Here is a 26,275-nt window from a genome sequence, read left to right on the forward strand (position 1 = left end):
TGAAGTTAAAGAAGTGTATAAATGCCGGACTAGACTGACCTGATGTGGCTGAGCTGCGGATACGGGTGCGCAGCGGGCGGACGGGATGCGCAGGGGCCGAGGGCGGAGATGAGTGGATCATGACGGAGGAAGGGGCCGGTCGGCCGGAGCGGGACCCCGAGGCGGTCTCCCGGTTCGTCGAGCACTTCGCGGCGCAGCTGGTGATGGCCGGAATGCCGCGCATGCCGGCCAGGGTCTTCGCGGCCCTGCTGGTGTCGGACACCGGGGCCGGCAGCTCCGCCGAACTGGGGGAGGCGCTGCGGATCTCGCCCGCCGCGGTCTCCGGGGCGGTGCGCTACCTGGACCAGCAGCACCTGGTCTCCCGGGAGCGGGAACCCGGCTCGCGCCGCGAGCGCTACCGGGTGCACGGCGACCAGTGGTACGAGGCCCTCACCAACCGCGAGGCCGTCATCCGGCGCTGGCAGGACGCGCTGCGCGAGGGCGTCGCCAGCGTGGGTCCCGACAGCCCGGCGGGCCGCCGGCTGGGGGAGACGCTGGCCTTCTTCGAGTTCGTGGAGAAGGAGGTCGAGACGCTCATGGAGCGGTGGCGGGCCCACCGGGACGAGACCTTCGGCCGGGGGTGAGGGGGTGACCCCGAAACTGGGCGCGTTTGCGTGAGTGATCGAATACTCTGGGTGACGGATGGTCCGTTTCAAGGGGAGGGCGCATCATGACAGTCATGGCAGAGCGACCGACGGCAAGCGGCACCGAGCTCGGCAACTTCGAGGAACTGCTGGACCTTCTCGACGAGCTGCACCTGCGCGACGGCTTCAAAGCCGAGATCATCAGGGGGAACATCGTTGTGTCGCCGTGGTCGAAGGGCTATTACCACCGTGTGATGCACCTGGTGTGCAAACAGCTCGAGCCGTACCTTCCGGAAGGGCACCTGATCGACCGGGCACCGACGTTGTATGTCTTCCCGGGGGAGGCATGCGCATATGGGCCGGACATTCATGCGGTGCACGAGCAGGCCCTCGAGACGGAGGGCAACCGTCTGGACGGCGAGGCTCTGTCCTTCGTCGCCGAACTGACCTCTCCCTCCACCCGCAACGACGATCTGACCGACAAGGTCGAGGTCTACGGCAGGGCGGGCATCCCCGTGTATCTCATCCTCGACATGCAGGAACAGCAGGCCACCGTCTACGGATCCCCGTCGCCACAGGGCTACCAGATCCGCATCAACAAGCCGTTCGGCGAAAAGCTCTTGATCCCCGATCCCTTCGGTTGCCTCCTCGACACGAGCGGGTTCCACCGGCCCCACGAAGGCACTGAAACCTGACTCACACCGGCAGCGTCAGCCCCCAGGCGTCCTCCCGGGCCACCCACGTCCGGGTGCCTACCGGCCCCGACACCAGTCCGTCCGCCCGGTAGCGGAAGTGCGCTCCCGACACCGTCACCGTGTGTCCCTCGGCCAGCAGCGGCGACGCCTCCGCGCCGACGGACACCGGCCGCACCTCGACCCGGGCGATCCCGCCGGGGCCGGGGACGACGGAGACGGCCTCCACCGGCTGGTGCAGGTCGACGAGCGTCCGCCCGTCGACCTCCACCCGCAGCCGGGCCGGTCCGCTCTCGGGGGCGGAGGCCACCCGGGGCGGCCTGACCGGCACCAGGGTCCGTACCAGGGACTGGCAGGTCCGCAGCCACGGACGCTGCCCCGCCCCGAGGGCCCCGTCGGTGTCCTCGGCCTCTTCGGCGTCCTCCTCCCGCACCCGGGCGGCGCCGACCGGCGGAATCCGTACCGCGCCGAGCACCACGCCGTCGCTGTCGTCCACCAGCAGGTTCATCCGCCGCTCGGCGCCGTCCAGCACGGCGCGCGCCGCGGCCACCGCTCCCGTGGGCACCCCCAGCGACCGGGCGAGCGACAGCGCGCCCCCGACCGGCACCAGGGACAGCGCGCAGCCGGTCAGCTCCCGCTGCCGGTGCAGCAGTCCCACCGCCCGCATCAGGGCCAGGTCGTCGCCGACCAGCACCGGGCGCCTCGAGCCCCGCCGGGCGAGCGCGCGGGCGAATTCCTCCGGCCCGTCCGGTAGGCACACCTTCGTCGTCGCACCCCCGCTGAGCACGTCTTTCGCGATACGTACGGACTCGCCGTCGCTGCGGCGGGCGACCGGATCGATGACCACCAGGAGCTGATCGGACGTCGGGGAAGTCGCCACCTCGGCCATGCCTCGCTTCCTCGGGTAGCATCTTTGTGCAAGAGCCCCTTGCGCTGTTGCGCAGGGGCTTCGTCTATTCCGGGGCATACGGTCCGACGGTTGGCGGCCAACGGTGGTCGCGGTGTGTGCGGCGGAGATCCTCCGCGTACGCCCTTGACCCTGGACATGCCCCGCCCGGAAGGGGTGTACGCGCGTGCCCGCACTTGTGCTGCTCGGTGCTCAGTGGGGTGACGAAGGCAAGGGAAAGGCGACGGACCTGCTCGGCGGATCCGTCGACTACGTGGTGCGTTACCAAGGCGGCAACAACGCCGGCCACACGGTGGTCGTGGGCGACCAGAAATACGCCCTCCACCTGCTCCCTTCCGGAATCCTTTCTCCCGGTTGCACTCCCGTCATCGGCAACGGTGTCGTCGTCGACCCCTCCGTCCTGTTCTCCGAGCTGAGCGGGCTGAACGAGCGCGGCGTCGACACGTCCAAGCTCCTGATCAGCGGCAACGCGCACATCATCACGCCGTACAACGTGACGGTGGACAAGGTGACGGAGCGCTTCCTCGGCAAGCGCAAGATCGGCACCACGGGTCGCGGCATCGGTCCGACCTACGCCGACAAGATCAACCGCGTCGGCATCCGGGTCCAGGACCTGTACGACGAGTCGATCCTCACCCAGAAGGTGGAGGCGGCGCTCGACGTCAAGAACCAGATGCTCACCAAGTTCTACAACCGGCGCGCGATCGCCACGGACCAGGTGGTCGGGGAGCTGCTGGGCTACGCCGACAAGCTGGCGCCGTACGTCACCGACACCGTCCTGGTCCTCAACCAGGCGCTGGAGCAGGACAAGGTGGTCCTCTTCGAGGGCGGCCAGGGCACCCTGCTCGACATCGACCACGGCACGTACCCCTTCGTCACCTCGTCGAACCCGACCGCGGGCGGCGCCTGCACGGGCGCCGGCGTGGGCCCGACGAAGATCACCCGGGTCATCGGCATCCTGAAGGCGTACACGACCCGCGTCGGCGCCGGCCCGTTCCCGACGGAACTCTTCGACGAGGACGGCGAGGCCCTGCGCCGCATCGGCGGCGAGCGCGGTGTCACCACCGGCCGGGACCGCCGCTGCGGCTGGTTCGACGCGGTCATCGCCCGCTACGCGACCCGCGTGAACGGCCTGACCGACTTCTTCCTCACCAAGCTCGACGTCCTCACCGGCTGGGAGCAGATCCCGGTCTGCGTGGCCTACGAGATCGACGGCAAGCGCGTCGAGGAGCTCCCGTACTCCCAGACGGACTTCCACCACGCGAAGCCCGTCTACGAGATGCTCCCCGGCTGGTCCGAGGACATCACCGGCGCGAAGTCCTTCTCCGACCTGCCGAAGAACGCCCAGGCGTACGTCAAGGCCCTGGAGGAGATGTCCGGCGCCCCGATCTCCGCGATCGGCGTGGGACCGGGCCGCGACGAGACGATCCAGATCAACTCGTTCCTGTAGTCCGGCCCTGCCGGACCCCGCCGCACCGTGACGTCCCGGTGGCCCGTCCAGGGTCACCGGGACGTTTTCGCGTCCGGGGCGGCAGGGGAGCCGAGGCGGCCCGGGGTGTCCGGGACGTCCGGGGCGAGCCGGCCCGCGCCCGGGGTTCAGCTGAAGACGATCATCGAGCCCTGGGCCAGGCTGCGCGTGGCCGCCGCGTGCAGGCCGAGCCAGACGTGGCGTTCGCGGGCGAAAGGGCTGGGGTCGTACGGCGCCGGGACGGCGGGCTCCTCCAGCTCGGTCGGTCCCTGCGGGGGCTCCGGCGCGGCCGGCGGGTTCGCGGGATCGATGCCGAGGGCGGGGGCGACGACCTCCAGTTCCCGCAGCAGCGCGTGGGAGGAGCCCAGCGGGCCGCCGCCCGCGAGGAGTTCGTCGCTGGAGAGCGGGTGCGGGAAGTCCACGGGCACGTAGGCCCCGGCGTGGTCGTAGTGCCAGACCAGGTGCGACTGCTGGGCCGTCGACTCGAACATCTCCAGCAACTGCTCGTAGTCGCCGCCCAGCTCGCCCACCGGGGTGACCGGCAGTCCGCACACCTGGAGCAGATACGCGCGCCGCAGGAAGTGCAGCGCGTCGTAGTCGAAGCCCGCGACCGGGGCGACCTCGCCGGACAGCCCCGGCATGTACTGGTACACCGGTACCGGCGGCAGCCCGGCTCCGGCCAGTACCTCGTTGTACTGCGCGATCTCCTCGGCGAACGGATTGTCGGGGGTGTGGCACAACACGTCGACGAGCGGCACCAGCCACAGGTCACAGGCCAAAGAGGGCTCCTCGCATAGCGCGTCCACCACATCCGGTACGTCCGGTACATCCAGTACGGCGGTCAGGGAAGGGTACCGGCGGGGCACGAGGGTGGCTCCCCTCGTGCAGATCCTCTACCCATACGAACACAGACGACGCGGGGCCCGGACCCCGGGCTCCCCCTCGCACCGGCTCCGGGCCGTTCAGTCCGCGGGGAGCCGTTCGACGAGGGCCAGGGAGTGGGCGTTGTACGACGCGACGACCGCGCGGGCGGAATCGGTGTCACGGCGCACCAGCGCGTCGACCAGATCGGTGTGTTCGGACCACAGCTGCCCCCGCAGATCGGGCAGGCGCCGCAGGTGCTGGACCACGCAGACCCAGGTCTGGACGCGGATCCGGTGCAGGAAGGCGGTGAGGTGGGGGTTGCCGAACAGGGCCACGAGCTCGCGCCAGAAGCGCAGGTCGTAGCCGATCAGTACGGTGAGTTCGCCGGCGAGGGCCGAACGCTGGGCCTCCTCCCCGCGCCGCCGCACTCCGGCGAGCGCGGCGGCGACCCGCGGTTCCTCGGGCCGCAGGCGCGCCAGGCGGCCGTGGGCGTCGGTCAGGGCGTGGAACATCCCGTCGATCACCAGCACGCGGGCCTCGATCATGCCGCGGAAGTCGTCGACGGAGTACTCGTGCACCCGGAAGCCCCGGTGCTGGTCGGCGTCGAGCAGCCCCTGCGCCGACAGGTCGACCAGCGCCTCCCGTACGGGGGTCGCGGAGACCCCGTACTGGTCGGCGATCTCCTTGACGGTGAACTCCTGCCCCGGCTCCATCCGCCCGGACAGCACCTCTTCACGGAGGGCGTCGGCGATCTGCTGCCGCAGCGTGCTGCGCGTCACCGCGCCGTTGCCGCTGATGCCGGGCATGCTCGGGCGTCTCCCTGGTCGTGTCCGAGTGGCGTGACCGTGCCACGGGTGGGGCCGGTGCGCGGGCCCCACGCGCCGGCCGCGTGCATCCGGCCCGCGCGGAGGCCGCGTGCATCCGGCGCACGTGTCCGTCCACGGTCACGCCACTTTACGTGTTCGAGTGACCCATGCCTGTTCGAACGGCCGGGTCACCTTCTCACGGTCGGTCCACGAACTCGTCCGCCGCCGACAGCGCCGAGTCCAGCGCGGCCAGGCCCTCCTTCAGCTCGGCCTCGCTCACGTTGCACGGCGGGACGACGTGGGTGCGGTTCATGTTCACGAAGGGCCACAGCCCGTTCGCCTTCGCGGCGGCGGCGAAGGCGGCCATGGGGGCGCCCGCCTCGCCGGTCGCGTTGTAGGGGACCAGCGGCTCCCGGGTCTCCCGGTTCCGCACCAGTTCCAGCGCCCAGAACATGCCGACCCCGCGGACCTCGCCCACGCTGGGGTGCCGCTCCGCCAGCTCGCGCAGCGCCGGCCCGACGACGGACGCGCCCAGCCGGGCCGCGTTCTCGACGATGCCCTCCTCGGCCATGGCGTTGATCGTCGCGACGGCCGCGGCGCAGGCCAGCGGGTGCCCGGAGTAGGTGAGCCCGCCCGGGTACGGCCGCTTCGCGAACGTCTCGGCGATCGCGCCGGAGATCGCGACGCCGCCGAGCGGCACGTAGCCGGAGTTGACGCCCTTCGCGAAGGTCATCAGGTCCGGCACGACGTCGTACAGGTCCGCCGCGAACCAGGTGCCGGTCCGGCCGAACCCGGCCATCACCTCGTCCAGGACGAAGACGATCCCGTACGTGTCGCACAGCTCCCGCACGCCGGCGAGATAACCGGGCGGCGGCGGCATGATGCCCGCCGTCCCCGGGATGGTCTCCAGGACGATCGCCGCGATCGTCGACGGCCCCTCGAAGGCGATCGTCGTCTCCAGGTGTTCCAGCGCCCGCGCGCACTCCTGCTCCTCGGTCTCCGCGTAGAAGCGGGAGCGGTAGAGGAAGGGCGCCCAGAAGTGCACGACCCCGGCCGTGCCGCTGTCGGAGGCCCAGCGGCGCGGGTCGCCGGTGAGGTTCACGGCCTGCTGGGTGCCGCCGTGGTACGAGCGGTACGCGGAGAGCACCTTGGGCCGCCCGGTGTGCAGCCGCGCCATCCGGACGGCGTGCTCGACGGCGTCCGCGCCCCCGTTGGTGAAGAAGACCTTGTCCAGGTCGCCCGGCGTCCGTTCGGCGATCAGCCGGGCCGCCTCCGACCGCGCCTCGACGGCGAACGCGGGCGCGAACGTCGTCATCCGCCCGGCCTGCTCCTGGATCGCAGCGACGACCTTGGGGTGCTGGTAGCCGACGTTGGTGAAGACGAGCCCGCTGGTGAAGTCGAGGTAGCGCCGGCCTTCGTAGTCCCAGAAGTACGACCCCTCGGCTCCGGCGACGGCGAGCGGGTCGATCAGCTCCTGCGCGGACCAGGAGTGGAAGACGTGGGCGCGGTCGGCGGCCTTCACGGCGGCCCCGGCGTCGGGGTTCGGCTGTGCAGTCATACGGGCGAGCGTAAGACGTGACCCTCCATCTTTGACAGTATGCTGCGCATTTGTCAGTATGCTGTCATGAAGGTCGGCCCGGCCGGCCGGCCGTCATCGCGGCAACCCCACCCACCGGCGCACCCAGGGAGCGGTCATGACCCGCAGGCCCGTCCATCTCGCCGTCTACGACACCTACGCCGACTGGGAGACCGGTCACGCCACCGCGCACCTCGCCCTCGCCGGGTACCAGGTCCGTACCGTCGCGCCCACCGAGCTCGAGGAGGTCCTGGGCCGGTGAGCCGGGAACAGCAGGATCTGCTCAGCCGCGGCGCGCTCGGCGCCTTCCGGCTGAACGGCGAGTTCCTCGCGGTCGCCGAGGAACTCGCCCGGCCCGCCGGACTCACCGCCGCCCGGTGGCAGGTGCTCGGCGCGGTCCTCCAACAACCCCTGCCGGTCTCCGGCATCGCCCGCGTCATGGGCATCACCCGGCAGAGCGTGCAGCGCATCGCCGACCTGCTGGTCGAGCGCGGTCTCGCCGAGTACCGGCCCAACCCGGCGCACCGCCGCGCCAAACTCCTCGCCGTCACCGAGCGGGGCCGCGCCGCCGTCGGCGGGATCGGCCCCGGCCACGCGGCCTTCGCGCAACGGCTCGCGGAGGCGTTCGGCGAAACCGAACTCGCACAGGCGGTCCAGACACTGGAACGCCTGTGCGCCGTACTCGACGACCTCGGTCCCCCTGTTACGGAACCGTAGACGACACCCAGCTCACCCCGGACCATGCCCGGTTTATCCTCAGGCTGTTGCTCACGGCGGGGGAAGGCGGCGCAACGATGGAGAAGCACGGACCGGGGGACGCGATGGGGGACCAGGGCGCTCGGCACCCCGGCAGAATCGGCGCCTACCGGTTGCTCGCGCGGCTCGGGGCCGGCGGCATGGGGGAGGTCTACCTCGCCCGCTCCGACCGGGGACGCACCGTCGCCGTCAAGCTGGTGCGCGAGGAACTGGCGCAGCAGGAGGAGTTCCGGGCCCGCTTCCGCCAGGAGGTGCAGAACGCCCGGCAGGTCGGCGGCGACTGGACCGCGCCGGTACTGGACGCGGACACCGAGGCCCCGGTGCCCTGGGTCGCCACCGGATACGTCGCCGGGCCCAGCCTCCAGCAGGTCGTCGGGCACGACCACGGCGCACTGCCCGAGCGGTCGGTCCGCATTCTCGCCGTGGGTCTCGCCCACGCGCTGAAGGACATCCATGCCGCCGGCATCGTGCACCGCGACCTCAAGCCGTCCAACGTGCTCGTCACCATCGACGGGCCGCGCGTCATCGACTTCGGGATCGCGCGGGCCCTGGAGACCGTGACCGACGGCGGCCTCACCCGCACCGGGGCGCTGGTCGGCTCGCCCGGGTTCATGGCGCCGGAGCAGGTGCGCGGCGACCGCATCACCCCCGCCTGCGACGTCTTCTGCCTCGGCTCCGTGCTCGCCTACGCCGCCACCGGCGAGCTTCCCTTCGGCACCGCCAACAGCGGGGTGCACGCCCTGATGTTCCGCATCGCCGAGGAGGAACCCGACCTCGGCCGGGTCCCCGAGGGCCTCGCCGACCTGGTGAAGGACTGCCTCCGGAAGGACCCCGCCCAGCGGCCCACTCTCGACCAGATCCTGCTGCGCACCGGCGCCGGGGAGACCGTCGTCGACGGCCGCTCCCGCGAGCCCTGGCTGCCGGGCGCCCTGGTCGCCCAGCTCGGCCGGCACGCCGTACGGCTCCTGGACGCGGAGGATCCGCAGGCGCCGCCGCCCGCGCCGGCCGGCCCCGCCCCCGCCGCCACCCCCGAGCACGCCCCCGCCGCCGACGGCTCCGCCCCGCCGTCGCCGGGCACGCCCGGCGACGGCGCGCCGGTGAATCACCTGCCCACCCTGGTCGTCGGCCCGAACGGCCCCACCGCGCCCCCGGGTCCGGCCCCGGGCGCCCCGGCGGCCGGGCCGGGTCCCGCCGCGTACGGCCATCCCCAGCCGCACCCCCAGCCGTACCCTCAACAGCAGGCTCAGCCGCACCCCCAGTCCCCCGGCTACGGCTACCCCTACAACGGCTACGGGGCCGCCGGTGCCACCCCTCCCTACGGCCCGCCGCCCTTCGGTGCGCATCAGCCGCCGTACGGCCCGGCGCGGTCCCCGCGCGACAACCGTTCCACCGCGCTGCTCGTCGTGATCGCGCTGGTCGTCGCGCTCGCCGCGGGCGGCACGGTGTACGCGCTGATGAGCGGCGGCGCCGGCGACACCGCCGGCGGCAACCCCTCGGGCACGCCGACCGACGGCACGTCCCAGGGCGCCGACCCCTCGTCCGACGGGAAGTCCTCGACCGGGGCGGACGGAACGGGTGGCGTCGCCGGGACGGACCGACCGCCCGCCGACGGGGCGATCCCGACCGGGTATCTCGGCAGCTGGTCGACGACCATCGACAACGCGAGCGGGCTGCACAGCCGCAGGCTGACCATCCAGCAGGGCGGGGCCGGTGACACGGTCATGTCCCTCGTCGCCGACGGACCCACCGGCAACGGCACCTACCACTGCGTGTTCGAGGGCGACCTCACCAGCGCGGGTTCCGGCGGCAGGCTGGAGATCGGCCCGACCACCGTGACGGTCGGTCAGCCGCGGAGCGCCTGCACCCCGGGAGCCGCCAGCACCGTCACCCTCCTGCCCGACGGCTCCCTGAGGCGCGTGAACACCGGCAGCGGCGAGCAGCTCACCTACCGGCGGACCGACACGGGGCACTGACCCACGGGACCGACGCGCCGGGCCGACGGCCGGCCCGGAGCCCGTTGTTGAACGTTCGGCGAACTTCGCCCCACGACGCTCGCCCGCCTCATCGGTGCGGCCGTACGGTGGCCACCCGATCCAGCGTGCGGCAGCGGGGGCGACGTCGTGGACGAGTGGCTGAGCGCGGAAAACCTGGTGGCGGTGGCGACGGCGATGCTCGGCATCGCCGCCTCGGGCGTCATGGTCTGGTACGAACGCCGGATACCGCGCCGCTGGGGGTACCTCCCACGCCCTTGAGGCAGTGGGGGAGCATTGGGTACCGCGTGCAGTTGGAGAGCCCGATCGGCGACGACGCGCGGTCCGGCCGGATCAATCGCCGGCTCGGCCTGTTCGACGAGGCGCCCGGCATGACCGATGCCACCCTGGTGCTGATCCGCATCGAGAACGACGGCTCGCAGAGCATCGACCGCGACGACTACACGGGACCCGAACTCCACGGCCTGACCGCGCTGTTCGGCAACCGCACGATCCGAGGCGTCTCGGTCACCCAGCCCTCGGACACCGAGCACCTGATGGACCACTTCACCGCGCCCCGGGGCTTCGCCTACGAGGGAAACACCCTGCGCATCCCGCGCGTTCCGCTCAACCACGGCGACCACTTCAAGCTGCTGGTGCTGCTCTCCGGCGGTGACGTCGGCGACGAGATCAGGCTGACCGGCGGGCTGCGCGACGGCGAGGTGCACCCCAACCGCAGCGCCACCCCGGACGACAAGCCGCCGCTGTTCAGCCGCGCCGCCCGCACGATCACCATCATGCTCACGGTGAGCGTGCTGACGCTGGCGACGATCGTGGTCGTCCAGGACGACCGCCGGGGTCCCCTCGGCTGCGAGGGCGGCACCCTGACCGTCACCGGCTCGACGGCCTTCAAGCCCGTACTCCAGGAGGTCGCCCGGAAGTACGAGCGGGACTGCGAGGAAAGCGAACCCGACATCGTCGTGGACCCGCACGGATCGACCTCGGGCATACGGGAGCTGATGGCGGCCGGCCGGGAGACGGAGGAGGGCTCGCCGCCGGTGGTGGCCCTGTCGGACGGACGCAAGCCCGGCGGGCTCCCAGAGCTGCGCGAGAACCGGGTGGCGGTGTCGCTCTTCAGCCTGGTGGTGAACAAGGACGCAGGGGTGAAGGACCTGTCCACGGCGGACGTACGGAGGCTGTACCGGGGCGAGGTCACGAACTGGAGCGAACTCGGCGGAAGGGACGTCGCGGTGCGCCTGGTCAGCCGGGACGCCAACTCGGGCACGCGGCAGGTGTTGCAGCATCGGGTGCTGGGCCGGGGAGAGATCGCCAACTCGTCCCTCGACTGCCGGCACAAGGACGACCCCACGGCACCGGTCCTGCGCTGCGAACTCGACTCGACGGAACTGGTGCTGCGGACCGTCGCCGACCTCCCCGGCTCGATCGGGTACAGCGAGTTCAACCGGGCCGCCGCCGCGCAGGACGTGGACCGGCTGAGCCTGGACGGCAACGCCCCCTCCGTGGACGCCCTGGAACGGGGGGACCACTCCTACCCGTTCCGCGAGATCGAGTACGCCTACACCTACGGGCGGCCGCCGGCGAACTCACTGGCGTCGAGCTTCCTGACGTACCTGACCCGAGGCATCGGCCAGGACGTGATCCACACCCACGGGCACCTCCCGTGCCTGAACCCGGGGATCCAGCGCCTCTGCGCCGACCCCGGGCTCTGAGCCCCGGCACGCCGGGAGCACTCACCTCGGCTCCGGCGGCCGCTGCCGGGGCATGTTCGGGCGGGCGGCCCCGGGCGCGGACGGGAAGCGGCCGTGGGGCTGCCCGGCCGACTCGGGGCGGCCCGTGCCCGCCGGCGCCCCCTGGATGCCCGGCGGCACGCTCGTGGCCGTACGGAATTCCATCATCCAGTCCGTCGTCTCGACCCGCACCAGCTCGCTCACGTCCTCCGAGAACCGCCGCAGCACCGACAGGCACCGCTCGGTCGCCTCGCTCGCGGTGCCCTCGGTCGGTCCCAGCACTTCGCGGACGCACTCCGACGCCCAGTCGAACTGGAATGCCTGGAGCCGCCGCTGCACGGCCTGCGCGGTCGCCACGTCCCGCATCCAGCCGGACGTCACCCCGAAGAACCGGTCCGCGGCCACACAGACGACCGCGAGCAGCAGCGCCATGTACCCCCACGGGGCGACGCCGTCGGTCGCTCCGGTCAGATCCAGCAGCGGCAGCGCCGCCCCGGAGGCCGCCCCCGCCGCGGCCCCCGTACGCAGGACCCGCGCGCACCGCCGCTTCCAGGCCCGGTCCGCGAGATACCAGGCGGCGGTGTCCAGCGCCCCGCGCTCCACCCACCGGTACAGCTCGTCCAGCCGGGGTGCGGGTTCGCCCCAGTCCCCGAGCGGGAACACCCGCCCGGTCAGATCGCCCGGCCGCAGCCCGGCCGCCCCCTCGCCGACCCCGTCCTGCGGACGGCCCTCGGGCTGCATCTCCGGCTGAACCACCCGCTACTCCCTACTGACCCCGGAACCCGGCCCCACCCGAATCCGAACCCGGACCCGACCCTGGCCTGACCCCTACTGGACTCCTGCGAGTCCCTGCTCGGCGCCTGTGCGGCCCCCGCCCGGGCGCCGGACGCGGACGTGCCAAACCCCTTCCTACCGCCCAACGGGTGGCCGGGTCGGGGGTTCGAGCGCCACTTCCACCCGGAAGGAGGCTGTGATCAGGTATAGGGCGCGAGGGTGACTCACTCGAAAGAGTGCTGCGGCGACGGCCGCCCGGACCACGTAGGCTCGTGCCGAACGGAAAAGTCCCGTAAGAGCGGACCGACCAAGGAGCTGAATCGTGATCCCCGGTGGTGGCCAGCCCAACATGCAGCAGCTGCTCCAGCAGGCCCAGAAGATGCAGCAGGACCTGGCCCGGGCGCAGGAGGAACTCGCGCACGTGGAGGTCGACGGCCAGGCGGGCGGCGGTCTGGTGACGGCCACCGTCACCGGCGCCGGCGAGCTCCGCGCCCTGAAGATCGACCCGAAGGCGGTGGACCCGGAGGACACCGAGACCCTCGCGGACCTCGTCGTCGCGGCTGTCCAGGCGGCCAACGAGAACGCGCACAACCTCCAGCAGCAGAAGCTCGGCCCGCTGGCCCAGGGCCTGGGCGGCGGCGGCATCCCCGGTCTGCCCTTCTAAGACGGGCCGCAGGCCTCTACGGTACGTACTGAAGGAACCCAGGAAGGATGGCAGTCCGTTGTACGAAGGCGTGGTACAGGACCTCATCGACGAACTCGGGCGGTTGCCCGGCGTCGGTCCCAAGAGCGCCCAGCGGATCGCCTTCCACATCCTCCAGGCGGAGCCGACGGACGTACGGCGTCTCGCCCACGCCCTCATGGAAGTGAAGGCGAAGGTCCGCTTCTGCGCCACCTGCGGCAATATCGCGCAGGAGGAACTGTGCAACATCTGCCGTGACACCCGCCGCGACAACGCCGTCATCTGTGTCGTGGAGGAGCCCAAGGACGTCGTGGCCATCGAGCGCACACGCGAGTTCCGGGGCCGTTACCACGTCCTGGGCGGCGCGATCAGCCCGATCGACGGGGTGGGCCCGGACGACCTGCGCATCCGGGAACTGCTGGCCCGGCTGGCGGACGGCACGGTCACCGAGCTGATCCTGGCCACGGACCCGAATCTGGAGGGCGAGGCCACGGCCACGTATCTCGCCCGCATGATCAAGCCCATGGGCCTGAAGGTCACCCGCCTGGCCAGTGGCCTTCCGGTGGGCGGAGACCTGGAATACGCGGACGAGGTCACCCTCGGCCGCGCCTTCGAGGGGAGACGACTCCTAGATGTCTGATGCCACGCTGCACATGACCGACCGGGATCCGGACGACTTCTCGGTCCAGATCGCGGATCAGGTCGAGAGCTTCCTGGTCGCCGTCACGGAGGTCGCCAAGGGCGACGAGCCGGACTCGGCGGTCCCCTTCCTCCTGCTCGAGGTCTCCCAGCTCCTGCTGGCCGGCGGCCGGCTGGGCGCGCACGAGGACATCGTCCCCGACGAGCGCTACGAGCCCGATCCGGGCCCCGAGGCCGACGTGGACGAACTCCGCGAGAACCTCGCCCGCCTCCTGGAGCCGGTCGACGTCTACTCCGAGGTCTTCGACCCGTACGAGCCCCGTACGGCGCCGGTCCCGGCCCGGATCTCCGACGACCTCACCGACGTCATCAGTGACCTCCGCCACGGCATGGTCCACTACCGCGCCGGCCGCACCACGGAAGCCCTGTGGTGGTGGCAGTTCTCCTACTTCTCCAACTGGGGCTCCACCGCCTCCGCGGCCCTGCGAGCGCTCCAGTCGGTAGTGGCCCACGTCCGCCTGAACCAGCCCCTCGCCGCCCTGGACGGCCTCGACACCGATCAGGGCATGGGCGACGACACCCTGGAGATCGAGGCGGGCAGGGTGATGGCGGAGGAGATCGGCACCCCGCTGGGCATGCGCGCGGTCACATAAACGCGTGGCGCCTGGTAGTGCCGGACGTGCACGCCGAGAGCGTGTGCCGTGCTGAAAAGCGTGAACACTCAGCAGGCAAGTGTCCCTTAAGCGCTCAAAAGAGCGCCATGTGGACAGTGGTGGCCGAAGTGTTCACGTTCGGGGTGGGTGCGCCGCATGGACGACAGCGTGTACGTCGGCAACGCGGGCAAGGACGCGGTGCTGGACCGGGGCTGGATCCTCGGGCACTTCAAGGACGCGGGGGCCGGAGTTCCACGTCTCCGCCCTCGCCTGGTCGGCGTTCATCGCCGCAGTTCAGCCCGGAGCTTGAGCCCCGGGATTCGAGCTCTTCCCATGGGCTTTCCTGGGTTTTCTGGTGTGGTTGAAATACCCAACCAACCAAGTCTGAAGGTGAATTGAGACGACGCACCTCGAATGGGTGACGTTTCGTGATCGGCTTGCGTCGGAGCGTGAAGCGGCTCTAGGTTCGCGGCGAACGAGCAAACAGATCGGCCCCGGTCGGTGCGCCAACACCGGCTCCGGGGCCTGACCTACGGAACGAATCGAGCTTCGACCGTGGCTTACGCCCACCCTAGTGCCGCCCTGCCGTCCCCGTCCCACCCCATGGCCAAAACGGGGTACGGGAAACGCCTTGCAGGTGACGAAGACCCGCACGCGGACGCCGACTTCGCACATCTGCTCCCGCGCGAGGCTGAGCTCGCCGTCTTCATCGACCACCTCGACACCGGCCACTCGATGGCCCACAAGGTCCTCGCGGCGGAGCACCCGCGCTACGGCCAGCAGGCGACGCGCACGGCGCTGACCCGCATCACCGAGGCCGGCCACCTGCGCTGGATCAAGGAACACATCACCCTCGACGACCACACCATGCGGTGGGTCACGCGTACCTACTGGTCGCGTACCCGCAGGTCACCGGAGTGGTGGGCGCAATTCGCGCGAGAGCGCCACGGCAAGGACGTGACCCGGGACCACCAGCCCGGCCTGGCGCGTATCGAGGACGGGGTGACCATCGACGTACCGGCTGCCGACGAGCCCGGCATCGAGCCCGAACCCGAGATCGGCATCGAGCCCGAGGTCGGCATCGAGCCCGAGGTCGGCATCGAGCCCGAGGTCGAGCCGGAGGCCCAGCCGGACAGCGCCGCGTACCGCGTCCTCGCCGGACTGCGTGCCGCCGACGCCCGTCTGCAGCTCACCGAAGGCGACTGCCGCTCCCTCGAACCTCTCGCCGAGGAGTGGCTGGCCCGAGGCGCGACGCCGCGCGACATCACCCGAGCCCTCACCGGCGGGCTCCCGCCCACTGTCAGCAACCCGGGCGGATTCGCCCGCCGACGACTGGAGTCGAAGATGCCTCCGCAGCAGAGCGAACCGCGCGCCCGCGTGACCCGCGTGATCATGGCCTGCGCCACCTGTGACCAGGACGAACGCACGGTGAAGATCGACCGGGGCGTCTGCGAGAACTGCCGTCAGGAGCTCCCGGACGAACCGGTGACCGACGAGGACATGGTCAAGGAGATCGAGGAGATCGCCCACCTGGGCACCACGTCCGCGTTCTTCCTGAGGAAGAAGCTGGAACGGCGCACGGGCGGGTCCGTGCCCGACACCTTCCGCCCGGTGCCCATCGAGGACCGCGTCTTCTACCACTACCGCGACAACCGCGACCGCATCGCGAACGGCCTCCCGTCCAGGCGCTGGAACCCGTGACCACGACACCTCGCGCGCTCGCCCGTGCCCCTCCGCGCGCCCGTGGCGCCGACGAGGACAAGGGCACTGGCCGCCTGCGCGGGCCGGAAGGGCATGGTCGTCGAGCGGCCGCGAGCCGTGAGGGTGTGACGCAGGTCGCTTTTCCGAGTGGTCGGTCCCGGGCTGGGCATGAGCCCCCTGCGCGGGTGCCCGGAAGTCTCACGATGCGATATCGAGAAGGCGTTTTCCGGGTGCTCGATAGAATGAGCCGACCGGGCTGGGCACACCTGTGCGCACAGCGTGGGACAACGACGGAATGAGCGAGGAGCGCACGTGGGCCTTGTCGTGCAGAAGTACGGAGGCTCCTCCGTAGCCGATGCCGAAGGCATCAAGCGCGTCGCCAAGAGGGTCGTGGAAGCCAAGCAGAACGGCCACCAGGTGGTCGTCGTGGTTTCCGCGATGGGCGACACGACGGACGAGTTGATCGATCTCGCCGAGCAGGTATCCCCGATGCCTGCCGGGCGCGAGCTCGACATGCTGCTGACCGCGGGAGAGCGGATCTCCATGGCCCTGCTGGCCATGGCGATCAAGAACCTGGGCCACAACGCCCAGAGCTTCACCGGCAGCCAGGCGGGTGTCATCACCGACTCGGTCCACAACAAAGCCCGCATCATCGATGTCACGCCCGGCCGGATCCAGGCCTCGGTGGACGACGGCAACATCGCCATCGTCGCCGGTTTCCAGGGCGTCAGCCAGCAGGGCAAGAACATCACCACGCTCGGCCGCGGCGGCTCCGACACCACCGCGGTGGCCCTGGCGGCCGCCCTCGACGCCGAGGTGTGCGAGATCTACACCGACGTCGACGGCGTGTTCACCGCCGACCCGCGGGTGGTGCCGAAGGCCCGGAAGATCGACTGGATCTCCACCGGCGACATGCTCGAACTGGCGGCCTCCGGGTCGAAGGTGCTGCTCCACCGCTGTGTGGAGTACGCCCGCCGGTACAACATCCCGATCCACGTCCGCTCGTCCTTCAGCGGACTGCCGGGCACGTGGGTCAGCAGTGAGCCGATTCAGCGAGGGGACAAGAAGGTGGAGCAGGCGCTCATCTCCGGTGTCGCGCACGACACCTCCGAGGCCAAGGTCACGGTCGTCGGTGTGCCGGACAAGCCGGGCGAGGCGGCCTCGATCTTCCGTACGATCGCCGACGCCGAGATCAACATCGACATGGTCGTGCAGAACGTGTCGGCGGCCTCCACGGGCCTGACGGACATCTCGTTCACGCTGCCGAAGACCGAGGGCCGCAAGGCCATCGACGCCCTGGAGAAGAACAAGGGCGCCATCGGCTTCGAATCCCTGCGCTACGACGACCAGATCGGCAAGATCTCCCTGGTCGGCGCCGGTATGAAGACCAACCCCGGGGTCACGGCCGACTTCTTCACCGCGCTGTCCGACGCGGGCGTGAACATCGAGCTGATCTCGACCTCCGAGATCCGCATCTCGGTCGTCACCCGCAAGGACGACGTGGACGGTGCCGTCCGCGCCGTGCACACCGCCTTCGGGCTGGACTCCGACAGCGACGAAGCCGTCGTCTACGGGGGTACCGGCCGCTGATGACGCGGTCCGGACGACCGGCGCTCGCGGTCGTGGGAGCGACCGGAGCCGTCGGCACGGTCCTGCTCCAGATCCTGTCCCAGCGGGCGGACATCTGGGGCGAGATCCGACTGATCGCCTCCCCGCGCTCGGCCGGCCGCAAGCTGACCGTGCGCGGCGAGGAGACCGAGGTCGTGGCGCTCACCGAGGAGGCCTTCGACGGGATCGACGTCGCGCTGTTCGACGTCCCCGACGAGGTCGCCGCGCGGTGGGCGCCCGTCGCCGTCGCGCGGGGCGCGGTGGTGGTCGACAACTCCGGCGCCTTCCGCATGGACCCGGAGGTGCCCCTCGTCGTCCCCGAGGTCAACCCGCACACCGCGCGGATCCGCCCGCGCGGGATCCTCGCCAACCCGAACTGCACCACCCTGTCGATGATCGTCGCCGTGGGTGCGCTGCACGCCGAGTTCGGGCTGCGCGAGCTGGTCGTCTCCTCGTACCAGGCGGTCAGCGGGGCCGGGCACGCGGGCGTGCGGACCCTGCGGGAGCAGCTCTCCCTGGTCGCGGGCACGGAGCTGGGGACCGGACCCGGTGACGTACGCCGGGCCGTGGGGGACAACACCGGGCCGTTCGCGGAGCCGGTCGCGCTGAACGTCGTGCCATGGGCCGGGTCGCTGCGCGAGGACGGCTGGTCCTCGGAGGAGATGAAGGTCCGCGACGAGTCCCGCAAGATCCTCGGCCTGCCCCGCCTCCCGGTCGCCGTGACCTGCGTACGGGTGCCGGTGATCACCGTGCACTCGCTCACCGTGCACGCCCGCTTCGAGCACGAGGTCACCGTCGACGGGGCCCGCGAGATCCTCGCCACCGCGCCCGGTGTCGTGCTGTACGACAATCCCGCCGCGGGGGAGTTCCCCACGCCCGCCGACGTCGTCGGCACCGACCCGACCTGGGTGGGGCGGGTACGCCGTGCCCTGGACGACCCGACGGCACTCGAGCTCTTCGTCTGCGGCGACAACCTCCGCAAGGGTGCGGCCCTCAACACCGCGCAGATCGCCGAACTGCTGGCGGTGCCGGACCGGTCCTGACCTTCCGGATCGTAAATAATCCTTGGTCACTGCATTTGCTTTGTAAGATCCGTTCAAGTGATGTGAACGGGTCATGTGTCTCGGATCTCTTGATCCTGACCGGCCCGCGGTCGAGGATTTACCTTTCGCCCCGCGCAACCGTGCGCGGGGCGGAAAGCGTCTCTGCGGGCATCCCCTTCGGGGCGCACTCGGGGACGAGGCGGTCTTTTCCGGACGTGGGGACGTCCGGAACCGGACGTGGGGACGTCCGTTCATATGAGGCATAGGGGAAGTGCGGGACGCATGAGGGCATTCGGTGTGCTGTCGGTGGTGCTGCCCGGTGGGAACGGGGCGCAGTCGTCGCGGGACGGCGTACGACCGGCACGGGGCGGTGATCGGCGGGGCCCGGACGATGCCGGCCGGTCTGTACCGGGCGCCGTAAACACGACGCCCGACGCGTACAACCCTCATGGGGGGAAGCGTGTCCAACTGGCGTGGCTGAGGTACTCGACTTCGCAACGCCGCGCGGCCCGGCTCTATGCCCGCCCCGCCAGGCTCTCCGACCCCGCAAGGCCGGTGCGTCCGGTGGCATGCCGGTGATCGCGCCGATGCCCGCAGCGCGGCCTGCCCGCATACCCAGTCAGCGTGACGGCGGTGCCGACGACGTAGTGGCGGCCGGCACGACCGTCGACCACCTCACCGAGACCTACCGCGCGCACTACCGCTCGCTGCTGGGCCTCGCCGCACTCCTCCTCGACGACACCGCCTCCTGCGAGGACGTCGTCCAGGAGGCGTTCATCCGTGTCCATTCCGCCCGCAAACGCGTCCGGGACCCGGAGAAGACCCTGGCGTATCTGCGTCAGACGGTCGTCAACCTCTCCCGTTCCGCGCTGCGCCGCCGCATCCTCGGCCTCAAGCTGCTCTCCAAGCCCATGCCCGACATGGCGAGCGCGGAGGAAGGCGCGTACGACCTGCTGGAACGGGACTCCCTCATCAAGGCGATGAAAGGGCTCCAGCGCCGTCAGCGCGAGGTGCTGGTGCTGCGCTACTTCGCCGACATGACCGAGGCGCAGGTGGCGTCGACGCTCGGCATTTCACTGGGCTCGGTGAAGGCGTACGGCTCGCGCGGGATAGCGGCACTGCGGGTGGCCATGGAGGCGACGGTATGAGCGCCGGGAAGGACGCCCGCGGCGAGGACGTGCGCGGCGAGGAGCGCGAGCAGGAAGGGCGCGGGGCGGAGGAAGGCACGCCCGTGCGCCCCCCCGGGAGCGAACAGCGCGAGCCCGAGGACGACGAGCGGGAACCAGAGGAAAGCGAACCCGAGGAACAGGAGCCCGAAGTGCGTGCGGCCGGGGAGCGCGAACTCGAAGAGGACGCGCCCGAGGAGCGGACGGCCGAGGAGCGGACGGCCGAGGAGCATGCGTCCGAGGGCACGTCCGAAGCCAAGGACACGTCCGAGTCCGATGGCAGGCCCGAGTCCGGTGGCACGTCCGAAGCCGAGGGCGTGACCGAAGCCGAGGGTCCGGCTTCCCCCGGCGGGGACGGCCCGCCCGTGCTGCGGGGGGCGGCGTCGCCGCTCGGACAGCAGACGAAGCAATCGCACGCTGGGAACGGAACTGTGAACGACGGCAGCGACCGCAACGCCGGCCAGGAGACCCAAGAGCCCGGACAGGAAGACGGGCAGGAAGCCGGCTTGGACGAGCTGGAGCTGCGCAGCCTGCTGCACAGCTCGGTGCGCGTGGTGGAGCCGAGCGAGGGCTCGCTGGAGTACCTGCGACGCGCCGTGCCGGCCCGCCGGGCACGCAAGCGGCAGATTTTCGTCGGCGCGGCGGCCACCGTCCTCTTCTTCGGCACGGCCGTACCGGCGCTCGTCCACGTCTCCCGGTCCACCGACCCCGACGCCCGCCCGTCCACCGTGGGCCACGCCTCGCAGGCGCAGGGCGGCACCGGCGAGGGCAAGGGCCCCGGCGGTGGCGAGAGCACGTCGGGCGGCGCCTCGGACCAGGTCGAGAAGGGCCGGAAGGACGGCGGGAAGGGCAAGGAGAAGGAGAAGGGCGCCAAGGCCGGGACGAGCACCGGCGTGACGGAGGGGGCGGGCCCCTCGGCGAGCGCCGCCTCGGGGTCACCCGTCTGCACGGCCGCACAGCTCGGGCAGGCCGTCGCGAGCAGCGGCGCCCCCGACTCCACCGGCGTGGTCTACGGCTCCTTCCGGGTCGCCAACGTGTCCACCACCGGCTGTACGGTCGACGGCCCGGGAAGCCTGGGCGTGACGCCGCTGGGCGCGGCCGACGCCACCAAGGTGGGCCGGGCCCGGCACACGGCCGGGGACGCGGCGGCGGGTCTGCCGGACCCGTCCCTGGAGGCCGGGCAGCTGGTGCTCAAGCCGGGTGAGTCGTACGACGTGAAGTTCGCCTGGGTGCCTTCCGAGCCCTGCCCCGTCAACAACGGCGGGGGCGGCGACAACGGCGACAACGGCGGTACCGGCGAACCCTCGCCCGATCCCAGCCCTTCCGAGGAACCGACGGTCGACGACGGCACGTCCACGGGCGGCGACACGGGTGTCCTGACCCAGCTCCTCAGGACGGACGGCACCGCCGACGGCAGTGTGACGCTGACGTACACCCCGGCGTCGGGAGCGGGCACGGCGACCGCCACGGTGTCCAACGCCTGCGCGGGGACCGTCTACTGGACGGGACTGCTGCCGACCACGGCGGGCTGACCGGACCCGCCCGTCAGACTCCTGACGGGCTCGGCTGGTCCTGCTGGTCCTGCTGCCGGCCCGGCTCGGGCTTCGCTTCCTCGTCCGGGACCAGGCCCAGTTCCGTGTCCCGGACGAGTTCCGCCTCGCGGCGCACCAGCCGGAACCACATGAAGATCACGAAGCCCACGAAGGCGAACCACTCGGCGGTGTAGCCGAGGTTCTGGAAGGCCTTGAGGTCCAGCCCGGTACCGCCGGGCGCGACCGCGGGCACCGCCCGCATCCCCGAGTCGCCCTGGGTGAGGGTGATCCACGCGTCGTACACGTCGTGGGGCACCAGGTTCACCAGGGAGGCCGAGCTGATCGCGCCGGTCTGCCCCTCGGGCAGGCCGCTGAGCGCGGTGACGCCGTTGCTGCCGGGCGTCTCGGACGCCTGGAGCGCCCCGGTGACGGTGACCTCGCCGTCCGGCGGCGCGGGCGTGCCGGCCGGCTTCGGGTCGCCGGGCAGCCAGCCCCGTACGACGGGCAGCACCTTGCCGGTGTCGGTGTGCAGCAGCGTCAGGACGTAGTGGCCGGGTTCGCCGTCGAGGTCGCGGTGGGGCACGAGGAACTGTTCCTCGTAGCGGCCGCTCGCGGTGGCCTGCCGGCCGGAGGTCTCCTTGGTCACCGGCAGCAGCGTGTCCAGCGGCCGGGCTTCCTCCTGCCGGCCGGAGGCGACGTTCTCCTCGGCACTGCGGTGGTTCTCGACGCGGTCCTCGAACCGGCCCAGCTGCCATGAACCCATGAAGATGCAGAAGGGGATGGCGAGCAGCACGAAGACATTGATCCCCCACCATCGGGGCGTCAGCAGAAACCGGTACACCCCCCCACCGTACGGTGCCGCCCCCGGAAACCGGGCCGCGGGGCCGCCCCGGAGACCCGTGATCCCGCCGGTGGTCCACAGGTGATCCCGCCGGCTGTCCACAGGCCGGGGAGCTCGGTTGTCCACAGGCTGGGGGTCTCGGCGGCACGACACCCGCCGGGACGGGCACTATGGGGCCATGACTGAGAGCAACGGGTCCGACGCACCGGCGGGGCGGACCGACCGGACCGAGCGAGTACATCAGGGCGAACAGACGCCCGACTGGGAGAAGCGCTTCCGGGCACCCCGGGTGTCCCTGCCCGACTGGGCGGAGGACGCCCCCGACCGTTCCCTGTTCGTGTCGAACGCGACGGGGACGTACGAGCTGTACGCCTGGGACCGGTCGACCGGTGAGCAGCGCCAGGTGACGGACCGGCCCAACGGCACCACGGACGGCGTGCTCTCACCCGACGGCGAGTGGATCTGGTGGTTCGACGACAAGGACGGCGACGAGTTCGGCGTCTGGCGCCGCCAGCCGTTCGCGGGCGGTCCCGACGAACTCGCCGCTCCGGGGCTGGACGCCTCGTACCCGGCCGGTCTCGCCCTCGGCCGGGACGGGAGGACGGCCGTCGTGGGCCGTTCCACGGACGAGGACGGTACGACGATCCACCTGGTGCGGACCGTCCCACGAGCCGAAGGGGCCGAGGCGCCCGCGGAACCGGTGGCGCCGGTGGAGATCTACCGGCACCGTGAGTCGGCGGGCGTCGGGGACCTCTCGCACGACGGTTCGCTGATCGCCGTCGAACACACCGAGCACGGCGACGCGATGCACTCGGCGCTGCGGGTGCTGCGCCCCGACGGCACCACCGTCGCCGAGCTGGACGACACCAAGGGCGGCACCGAGGAGCTGGGCCTGGAGGTGCTGGGCTTCGCCCCCGTGGACGGTGACACGCGTCTGCTCATCGGTCATCAGCGGCGCGGCCGCTGGGAGCCCATGGTGTGGGACGTGGCGACGGGCGAGGAGACGGACCTCTCCCTGGAGCTGCCGGGCGACGTGAGCGCCGAGTGGTTCCCGGACGGCACGGGCCTGCTCATCGCGCACGGCTTCGAGGCCCGCAGCGAACTGTTCCGCTACGACCTGGCGGGCCCGGAGCTGGTGGAGATCGACACCCCGCCCGGCACCGTCTCGGGCGCGACCGCCCGGCCCGACGGCAGCGTGGAGTACCTGTGGTCGTCGTCGGCCCAGCCGTCGGCGGTCCGCTCCACGACCGGCGAGGTCGTCCTGGACCCGCCGGGGATGCGCTCGCCCGGTTCGGTGCCGGTGGAGGACGTCTGGGTGGAGGGCCCCGGGGGCCGCATCCACGCCCTGGTCCAGAAGCCCGAGGGCGCGACCGGCCCGCTGCCCACCGTCTTCGACATCCACGGCGGCCCCACCTGGCACGACAGCGACTCCTTCGCCGCCGGCCCGGCCGCCTGGGTCGATCACGGGTACGCGGTGGTCCGCGTCAACTACCGGGGTTCCACGGGCTACGGCCGCGCCTGGACCGACGCCCTGAAGCACCGGGTCGGGCTGATCGAGCTGGAGGACATCGCCGCGGTCCGCGCGTGGGCGATCGACTCGGGCCTCGCGGACCCCGACCGCCTGATCCTCACCGGCGGCTCCTGGGGCGGCTACCTCACCCTGCTCGGCCTGGGCGTCCAGCCCGACGCGTGGACACTGGGCATCGCGGTGGTCCCGGTCGCCGACTACGTCACGGCGTACCACGACGAGATGGAAGCGCTGAAGGCGATGGACCGCACGCTGCTCGGCGGCACGCCCGAGGAGGTGCCCGAGCGGTTCGAGGCGTCCTCCCCGATCACCTACGTCGACCGGGTGAAGGCGCCGGTCTACATCTCGGCCGGAGTGAACGATCCCCGCTGCCCGATCCGGCAGATCGAGAACTACGTCCACCGCCTCCAGTCCCGCGAGGCCCCCCACGAGGTCTACCGCTACGACGCGGGGCACGGCTCCCTGGTGGTCGACGAGCGGATCAAGCAGGTCCGCCTGGAACTGGACTTCGCGGAACGGCACTTGGGGACGAAGACGGGGACGGGGGCGGGGGCGGAGGCCGGGAAGCAGGGCTGAGGGAGCGCGACGCGGGGCTTCCCGGGCTCCGGCCCGGGGGGGGCACCGGACGGTCACGTCCCCGGCCGTCCGGGTCGTGCCACCGGCCGTCGCTCCCGGCCGGTCACCTCCCCGGCCGGTCCCTTCCCCTGCGCCCGAGCAGTTCCGCCAGCCCTCGCCGGGTGGCGCCCAGCACCACCCGGTCCTCGTTCCGCAGGACGTACGTGTCGGGCAGGTCCCAGACCAGCCCCGACGGCCCCGGCGGCTCCCCGGCCGCCGTGGCGCCGCCGGTTCCCGTGCCGGCACCGGCCCCGGGACCGGCGGCGTTTCCGGAGCCGTTCCGGATACTGCTCCCGTACGCGCCCGGAGCGGCCGCCCGGGTCGCCGCCGTGTCCAGGGCCAGCACCCGCCACGCCCCGGCCCGGAACGCCTCGCCGACCGTCTTCCCCTCCAGCTGGGGATGCCCGCCCACGGTCAGCGCCGCGAACAGCAGCACCCGTCGCTCGACCGGGATGGCCCCCAGGATCTGCCGGCCCATCATCGCCCCGGCGAAGGCGGGCGCGGCCAGGTGGGAGACGCTGCGGCTGCGGGTCACCGCGTCGGGGTGCGCGGCCCGCAGGGTGCGATACACGGCCGTCGCGAACTCGTCGTCGTACAGCCGCAGGACGACCCGCAGGTCGGCGCGCAGGGCCCGCCCGTACAGCACGGCCTCCAGATTGGTGGTGTCGGCGCTGGTGAGCGCGAGCAGTGCGTCGGCCCGGTGGATCTTCGCGGCCTCCAGCACGCCCTCCTGCGTGACGTCCCCGAGCACCACCGGTACGCCCAGCCGCCGTGCCGTGGCCATGCCCCGCGCCTCCGGGTCGGCCTCGATGCACACCACGGGGATGTGCAGTTCGCGCAGCCGGGTCAGCACCCGCGTACCGATCTTGCCTAGTCCGAGCAGCACCACGTGCCGGCTCAGCCCGCGCGGCGGCTTCCGCAGCGCCGACACGGTGCGGAAGGTGCCCATTGCCTCGAGGACCGCCGCCAGCATCACCGGCAGCAGCAGCAACCCGACCAGTGCGGACAGCAGTTGCAGGATCTGCCGGCCCATGGAGTCGTTGTGCGCGGGTTCGTTGATCGCGAAGAGGTCGAGCAGGGTGACGTAGGTGGCGTGCAGCGGGTGGTCGCCCGTGGCCAGGGCCAGGACGACCGCCAGCGCCACCACCGCCGCCGCGAGACCTGCCAGCGACCACCGCAGCCGCTGTGAGAACAGCGAGGCGAACGGCGGCACTTGGGCCCGGACGGCGGGCAACGGCGTTCCGGAGTACGACACCTGCTCCAGCACCATCGTGCCGCGTCCGGTCGCCGCCGCGACGGCCGCCGCGTCGGGCAGCATCTGTGGCCCCTGGTCGCCGCTGTCCTCCGAACCTTCCGAACCGGCGGGGTCGTTGCTCGTCGCGGACAGCAGCGCCAGTGTGCACAGTCCGGGATCGGCGACCTCGCCGGAGCGCGGGGGCCGCCGTTCCACCGCGCGCAGCAGCAGCCCGTCGGTGTCGACGATCTTGCTGGTGCCGACGAGCGCGGTGGCGACCAGGGCGGGGGCGGCCGTGTCGGCGTCGGACAGCACGGTGGTGGAGATGTCGGTCCTGGGGTACCCCCGCCCCTGCGTGTCACCACCGACGGACAACTCGGCTGCCTGGTCGAGCAGTTCCTCGATGTGCCGGCCCAGGCGCCGGTTGTAGAGACGCAGGACGAGGCGGATTCGGGGGTTGATCCGACGGGCGTTGAGGGCGGCGCGGATGTTGGTCTCGTCGTCGTCGTACACCAGGGCCAGCGCGGCGGCCCGCGCCACACCCACTTCGGCGAGTACGGCGTCGGTGGGCTCGGCGGCCTCCACCAGCCGTTCGTCGGACGGGTCGTCCGAACCGCCGTGGGTGCCCGCGCCGTTGCCGCCACCGCGGTTGACGGTGGCGTTCACGAACCGGTCGAGCAGCGCGGCCGACGCGGCACGGGCCCGCCCCACCACCGGCTCCCGCACCCGGAGCCCGGAGGGCGGGACGACGAGGGTGACCTGTTCGCCGTACACGCCCCGGAGTTCGGCGGCGAGGCGATGCGCGAGTCCGTCGTCACCGCACACCACCATGTGCGCGGGGGGAACGCC

21 protein-coding genes and 3 pseudogenes are annotated in these 26,275 nt (G+C 71.7%); 17 read left to right on the forward strand and 7 right to left on the reverse strand.

The features are described 5' to 3' along the window. The first annotated feature begins 119 nt into the window (after window positions 1-119). Complete coding sequence (locus OHB56_RS22725; protein ID WP_406355325.1) at window positions 120-623, forward strand: GbsR/MarR family transcriptional regulator; 504 nt, start codon at window positions 120-122, stop codon at window positions 621-623. 86 nt (window positions 624-709) lie between these two features. Then, window positions 710-1,318, forward strand: coding sequence for a Uma2 family endonuclease (locus tag OHB56_RS22730; RefSeq protein WP_406355327.1), 609 nt, complete (start codon window positions 710-712; stop codon window positions 1,316-1,318). Window position 1,319: 1 nt separating this feature from the next. Here the strand turns inward: OHB56_RS22730 and OHB56_RS22735 are convergent, their stop codons facing one another. After that, window positions 1,320-2,204, reverse strand: a complete 885-nt coding sequence (locus tag OHB56_RS22735; RefSeq protein WP_326753892.1) for a diacylglycerol kinase — start codon at window positions 2,202-2,204, stop codon at window positions 1,320-1,322. 184 nt (window positions 2,205-2,388) lie between these two features. On the opposite strand from OHB56_RS22735, the gene OHB56_RS22740 reads away from it, so the two are divergent. Further along, window positions 2,389-3,672, forward strand: a complete 1,284-nt coding sequence (locus OHB56_RS22740; RefSeq protein ID WP_326753893.1) for an adenylosuccinate synthase — start codon at window positions 2,389-2,391, stop codon at window positions 3,670-3,672. A gap of 146 nt (window positions 3,673-3,818) precedes the next feature. Here the strand turns inward: OHB56_RS22740 and OHB56_RS22745 are convergent, their stop codons facing one another. The 3 genes from OHB56_RS22745 to OHB56_RS22755 form a co-directional block, all read right to left on the reverse strand. Next, window positions 3,819-4,469, reverse strand: a complete 651-nt coding sequence (locus tag OHB56_RS22745) for a hypothetical protein (protein WP_326753894.1) — start codon at window positions 4,467-4,469, stop codon at window positions 3,819-3,821. A gap of 183 nt (window positions 4,470-4,652) precedes the next feature. Then, window positions 4,653-5,360, reverse strand: a complete 708-nt coding sequence (locus tag OHB56_RS22750; RefSeq protein ID WP_350847180.1) for a GntR family transcriptional regulator — start codon at window positions 5,358-5,360, stop codon at window positions 4,653-4,655. A 196-nt stretch (window positions 5,361-5,556) separates the two neighbouring features. Next, window positions 5,557-6,918, reverse strand: coding sequence for an aspartate aminotransferase family protein (locus OHB56_RS22755; RefSeq protein ID WP_406355330.1), 1,362 nt, complete (start codon window positions 6,916-6,918; stop codon window positions 5,557-5,559). Between the two features lie 136 nt (window positions 6,919-7,054). On the opposite strand from OHB56_RS22755, the pseudogene OHB56_RS22760 reads away from it, so the two are divergent. The 4 genes and pseudogenes from OHB56_RS22760 to OHB56_RS22775 form a co-directional block, all read left to right on the forward strand. Beyond that, window positions 7,055-7,171: pseudogene (locus OHB56_RS22760) on the forward strand (glutamine amidotransferase); the annotation flags it as partial. Window positions 7,172-7,194: 23 nt separating this feature from the next. Next, complete coding sequence (locus OHB56_RS22765) at window positions 7,195-7,653, forward strand: MarR family winged helix-turn-helix transcriptional regulator (RefSeq protein ID WP_406355332.1); 459 nt, start codon at window positions 7,195-7,197, stop codon at window positions 7,651-7,653. A 77-nt stretch (window positions 7,654-7,730) separates the two neighbouring features. After that, window positions 7,731-9,665, forward strand: a complete 1,935-nt coding sequence (locus tag OHB56_RS22770; protein ID WP_406355333.1) for a serine/threonine-protein kinase — start codon at window positions 7,731-7,733, stop codon at window positions 9,663-9,665. Between the two features lie 195 nt (window positions 9,666-9,860). Further along, a pseudogene (locus OHB56_RS22775) lies at window positions 9,861-11,392 on the forward strand (substrate-binding domain-containing protein). Window positions 11,393-11,413: 21 nt separating this feature from the next. On the opposite strand, the gene OHB56_RS22780 reads toward OHB56_RS22775, so the two are convergent. Further along, entirely contained in the window at window positions 11,414-12,166 is a 753-nt protein-coding gene (locus OHB56_RS22780) for an SLATT domain-containing protein (RefSeq protein ID WP_326753900.1), read from the reverse strand. Window positions 12,167-12,506: 340 nt separating this feature from the next. Here OHB56_RS22780 and OHB56_RS22785 point away from each other — a divergent pair, with 340 nt between their 5' ends. From OHB56_RS22785 to OHB56_RS22825, 9 genes and pseudogenes are all read left to right on the forward strand, one after another. Then, window positions 12,507-12,848 carry a YbaB/EbfC family nucleoid-associated protein gene (locus OHB56_RS22785; protein WP_326753901.1) on the forward strand — a complete coding sequence of 114 codons (342 nt, stop codon included), beginning with the start codon at window positions 12,507-12,509 and terminating at the stop codon, window positions 12,846-12,848. A 58-nt stretch (window positions 12,849-12,906) separates the two neighbouring features. Then, a complete protein-coding gene (recR, locus tag OHB56_RS22790) occupies window positions 12,907-13,506 on the forward strand; it encodes a recombination mediator RecR (RefSeq protein ID WP_055596469.1) in 600 nt (199 codons plus the stop codon). Continuing rightward, window positions 13,499-14,158 carry a DUF5063 domain-containing protein gene (locus OHB56_RS22795; RefSeq protein ID WP_406355336.1) on the forward strand — a complete coding sequence of 220 codons (660 nt, stop codon included), beginning with the start codon at window positions 13,499-13,501 and terminating at the stop codon, window positions 14,156-14,158. Before recR ends, OHB56_RS22795 begins: the two co-directional genes overlap by 8 nt. 156 nt (window positions 14,159-14,314) lie before the next feature. Then, window positions 14,315-14,401, forward strand: a pseudogene (locus tag OHB56_RS22800) (signal peptidase I); the annotation flags it as partial. 360 nt (window positions 14,402-14,761) lie between these two features. Continuing rightward, window positions 14,762-15,859, forward strand: a complete 1,098-nt coding sequence (locus OHB56_RS22805) for a hypothetical protein (protein ID WP_406355338.1) — start codon at window positions 14,762-14,764, stop codon at window positions 15,857-15,859. A 312-nt stretch (window positions 15,860-16,171) separates the two neighbouring features. Further along, window positions 16,172-17,449: an aspartate kinase gene (locus OHB56_RS22810; RefSeq protein ID WP_326753904.1), complete on the forward strand. Its 1,278-nt coding sequence runs from the start codon at window positions 16,172-16,174 to the stop codon at window positions 17,447-17,449. Then, window positions 17,449-18,510 carry an aspartate-semialdehyde dehydrogenase gene (locus tag OHB56_RS22815; protein ID WP_406355340.1) on the forward strand — a complete coding sequence of 354 codons (1,062 nt, stop codon included), beginning with the start codon at window positions 17,449-17,451 and terminating at the stop codon, window positions 18,508-18,510. The genes OHB56_RS22810 and OHB56_RS22815 overlap by 1 nt, the downstream gene beginning before the upstream one ends. 473 nt (window positions 18,511-18,983) lie before the next feature. Next, window positions 18,984-19,658, forward strand: coding sequence for a SigE family RNA polymerase sigma factor (locus tag OHB56_RS22820; protein ID WP_406355342.1), 675 nt, complete (start codon window positions 18,984-18,986; stop codon window positions 19,656-19,658). Next, window positions 19,655-21,208 carry a hypothetical protein gene (locus OHB56_RS22825; protein WP_406355344.1) on the forward strand — a complete coding sequence of 518 codons (1,554 nt, stop codon included), beginning with the start codon at window positions 19,655-19,657 and terminating at the stop codon, window positions 21,206-21,208. The genes OHB56_RS22820 and OHB56_RS22825 overlap by 4 nt, the downstream gene beginning before the upstream one ends. A gap of 13 nt (window positions 21,209-21,221) precedes the next feature. Here OHB56_RS22825 and OHB56_RS22830 read toward each other — a convergent pair whose 3' ends face one another. Then, window positions 21,222-22,049, reverse strand: a complete 828-nt coding sequence (locus OHB56_RS22830; RefSeq protein ID WP_055596458.1) for an SURF1 family protein — start codon at window positions 22,047-22,049, stop codon at window positions 21,222-21,224. 178 nt (window positions 22,050-22,227) lie between these two features. Between OHB56_RS22830 and OHB56_RS22835 the strand changes: the two genes are divergently transcribed. Then, entirely contained in the window at window positions 22,228-24,153 is a 1,926-nt protein-coding gene (locus OHB56_RS22835; RefSeq protein WP_406355346.1) for a prolyl oligopeptidase family serine peptidase, read from the forward strand. A gap of 103 nt (window positions 24,154-24,256) precedes the next feature. Here OHB56_RS22835 and OHB56_RS22840 read toward each other — a convergent pair whose 3' ends face one another. Then, the gene (locus tag OHB56_RS22840) at window positions 24,257-26,257 is read right to left on the reverse strand and encodes an NAD(P)-binding protein (RefSeq protein WP_326757099.1); all 2,001 of its coding nucleotides are present in this window, start codon (window positions 26,255-26,257) and stop codon (window positions 24,257-24,259) included. Window positions 26,258-26,275 lie beyond the last annotated feature (18 nt).

The sequence above is a fragment of the Streptomyces sp. NBC_01635 genome (assembly GCF_045209715.1).
GTDB classification, from domain to species: Bacteria; Actinomycetota; Actinomycetes; order Streptomycetales; family Streptomycetaceae; genus Streptomyces; species Streptomyces hirsutus.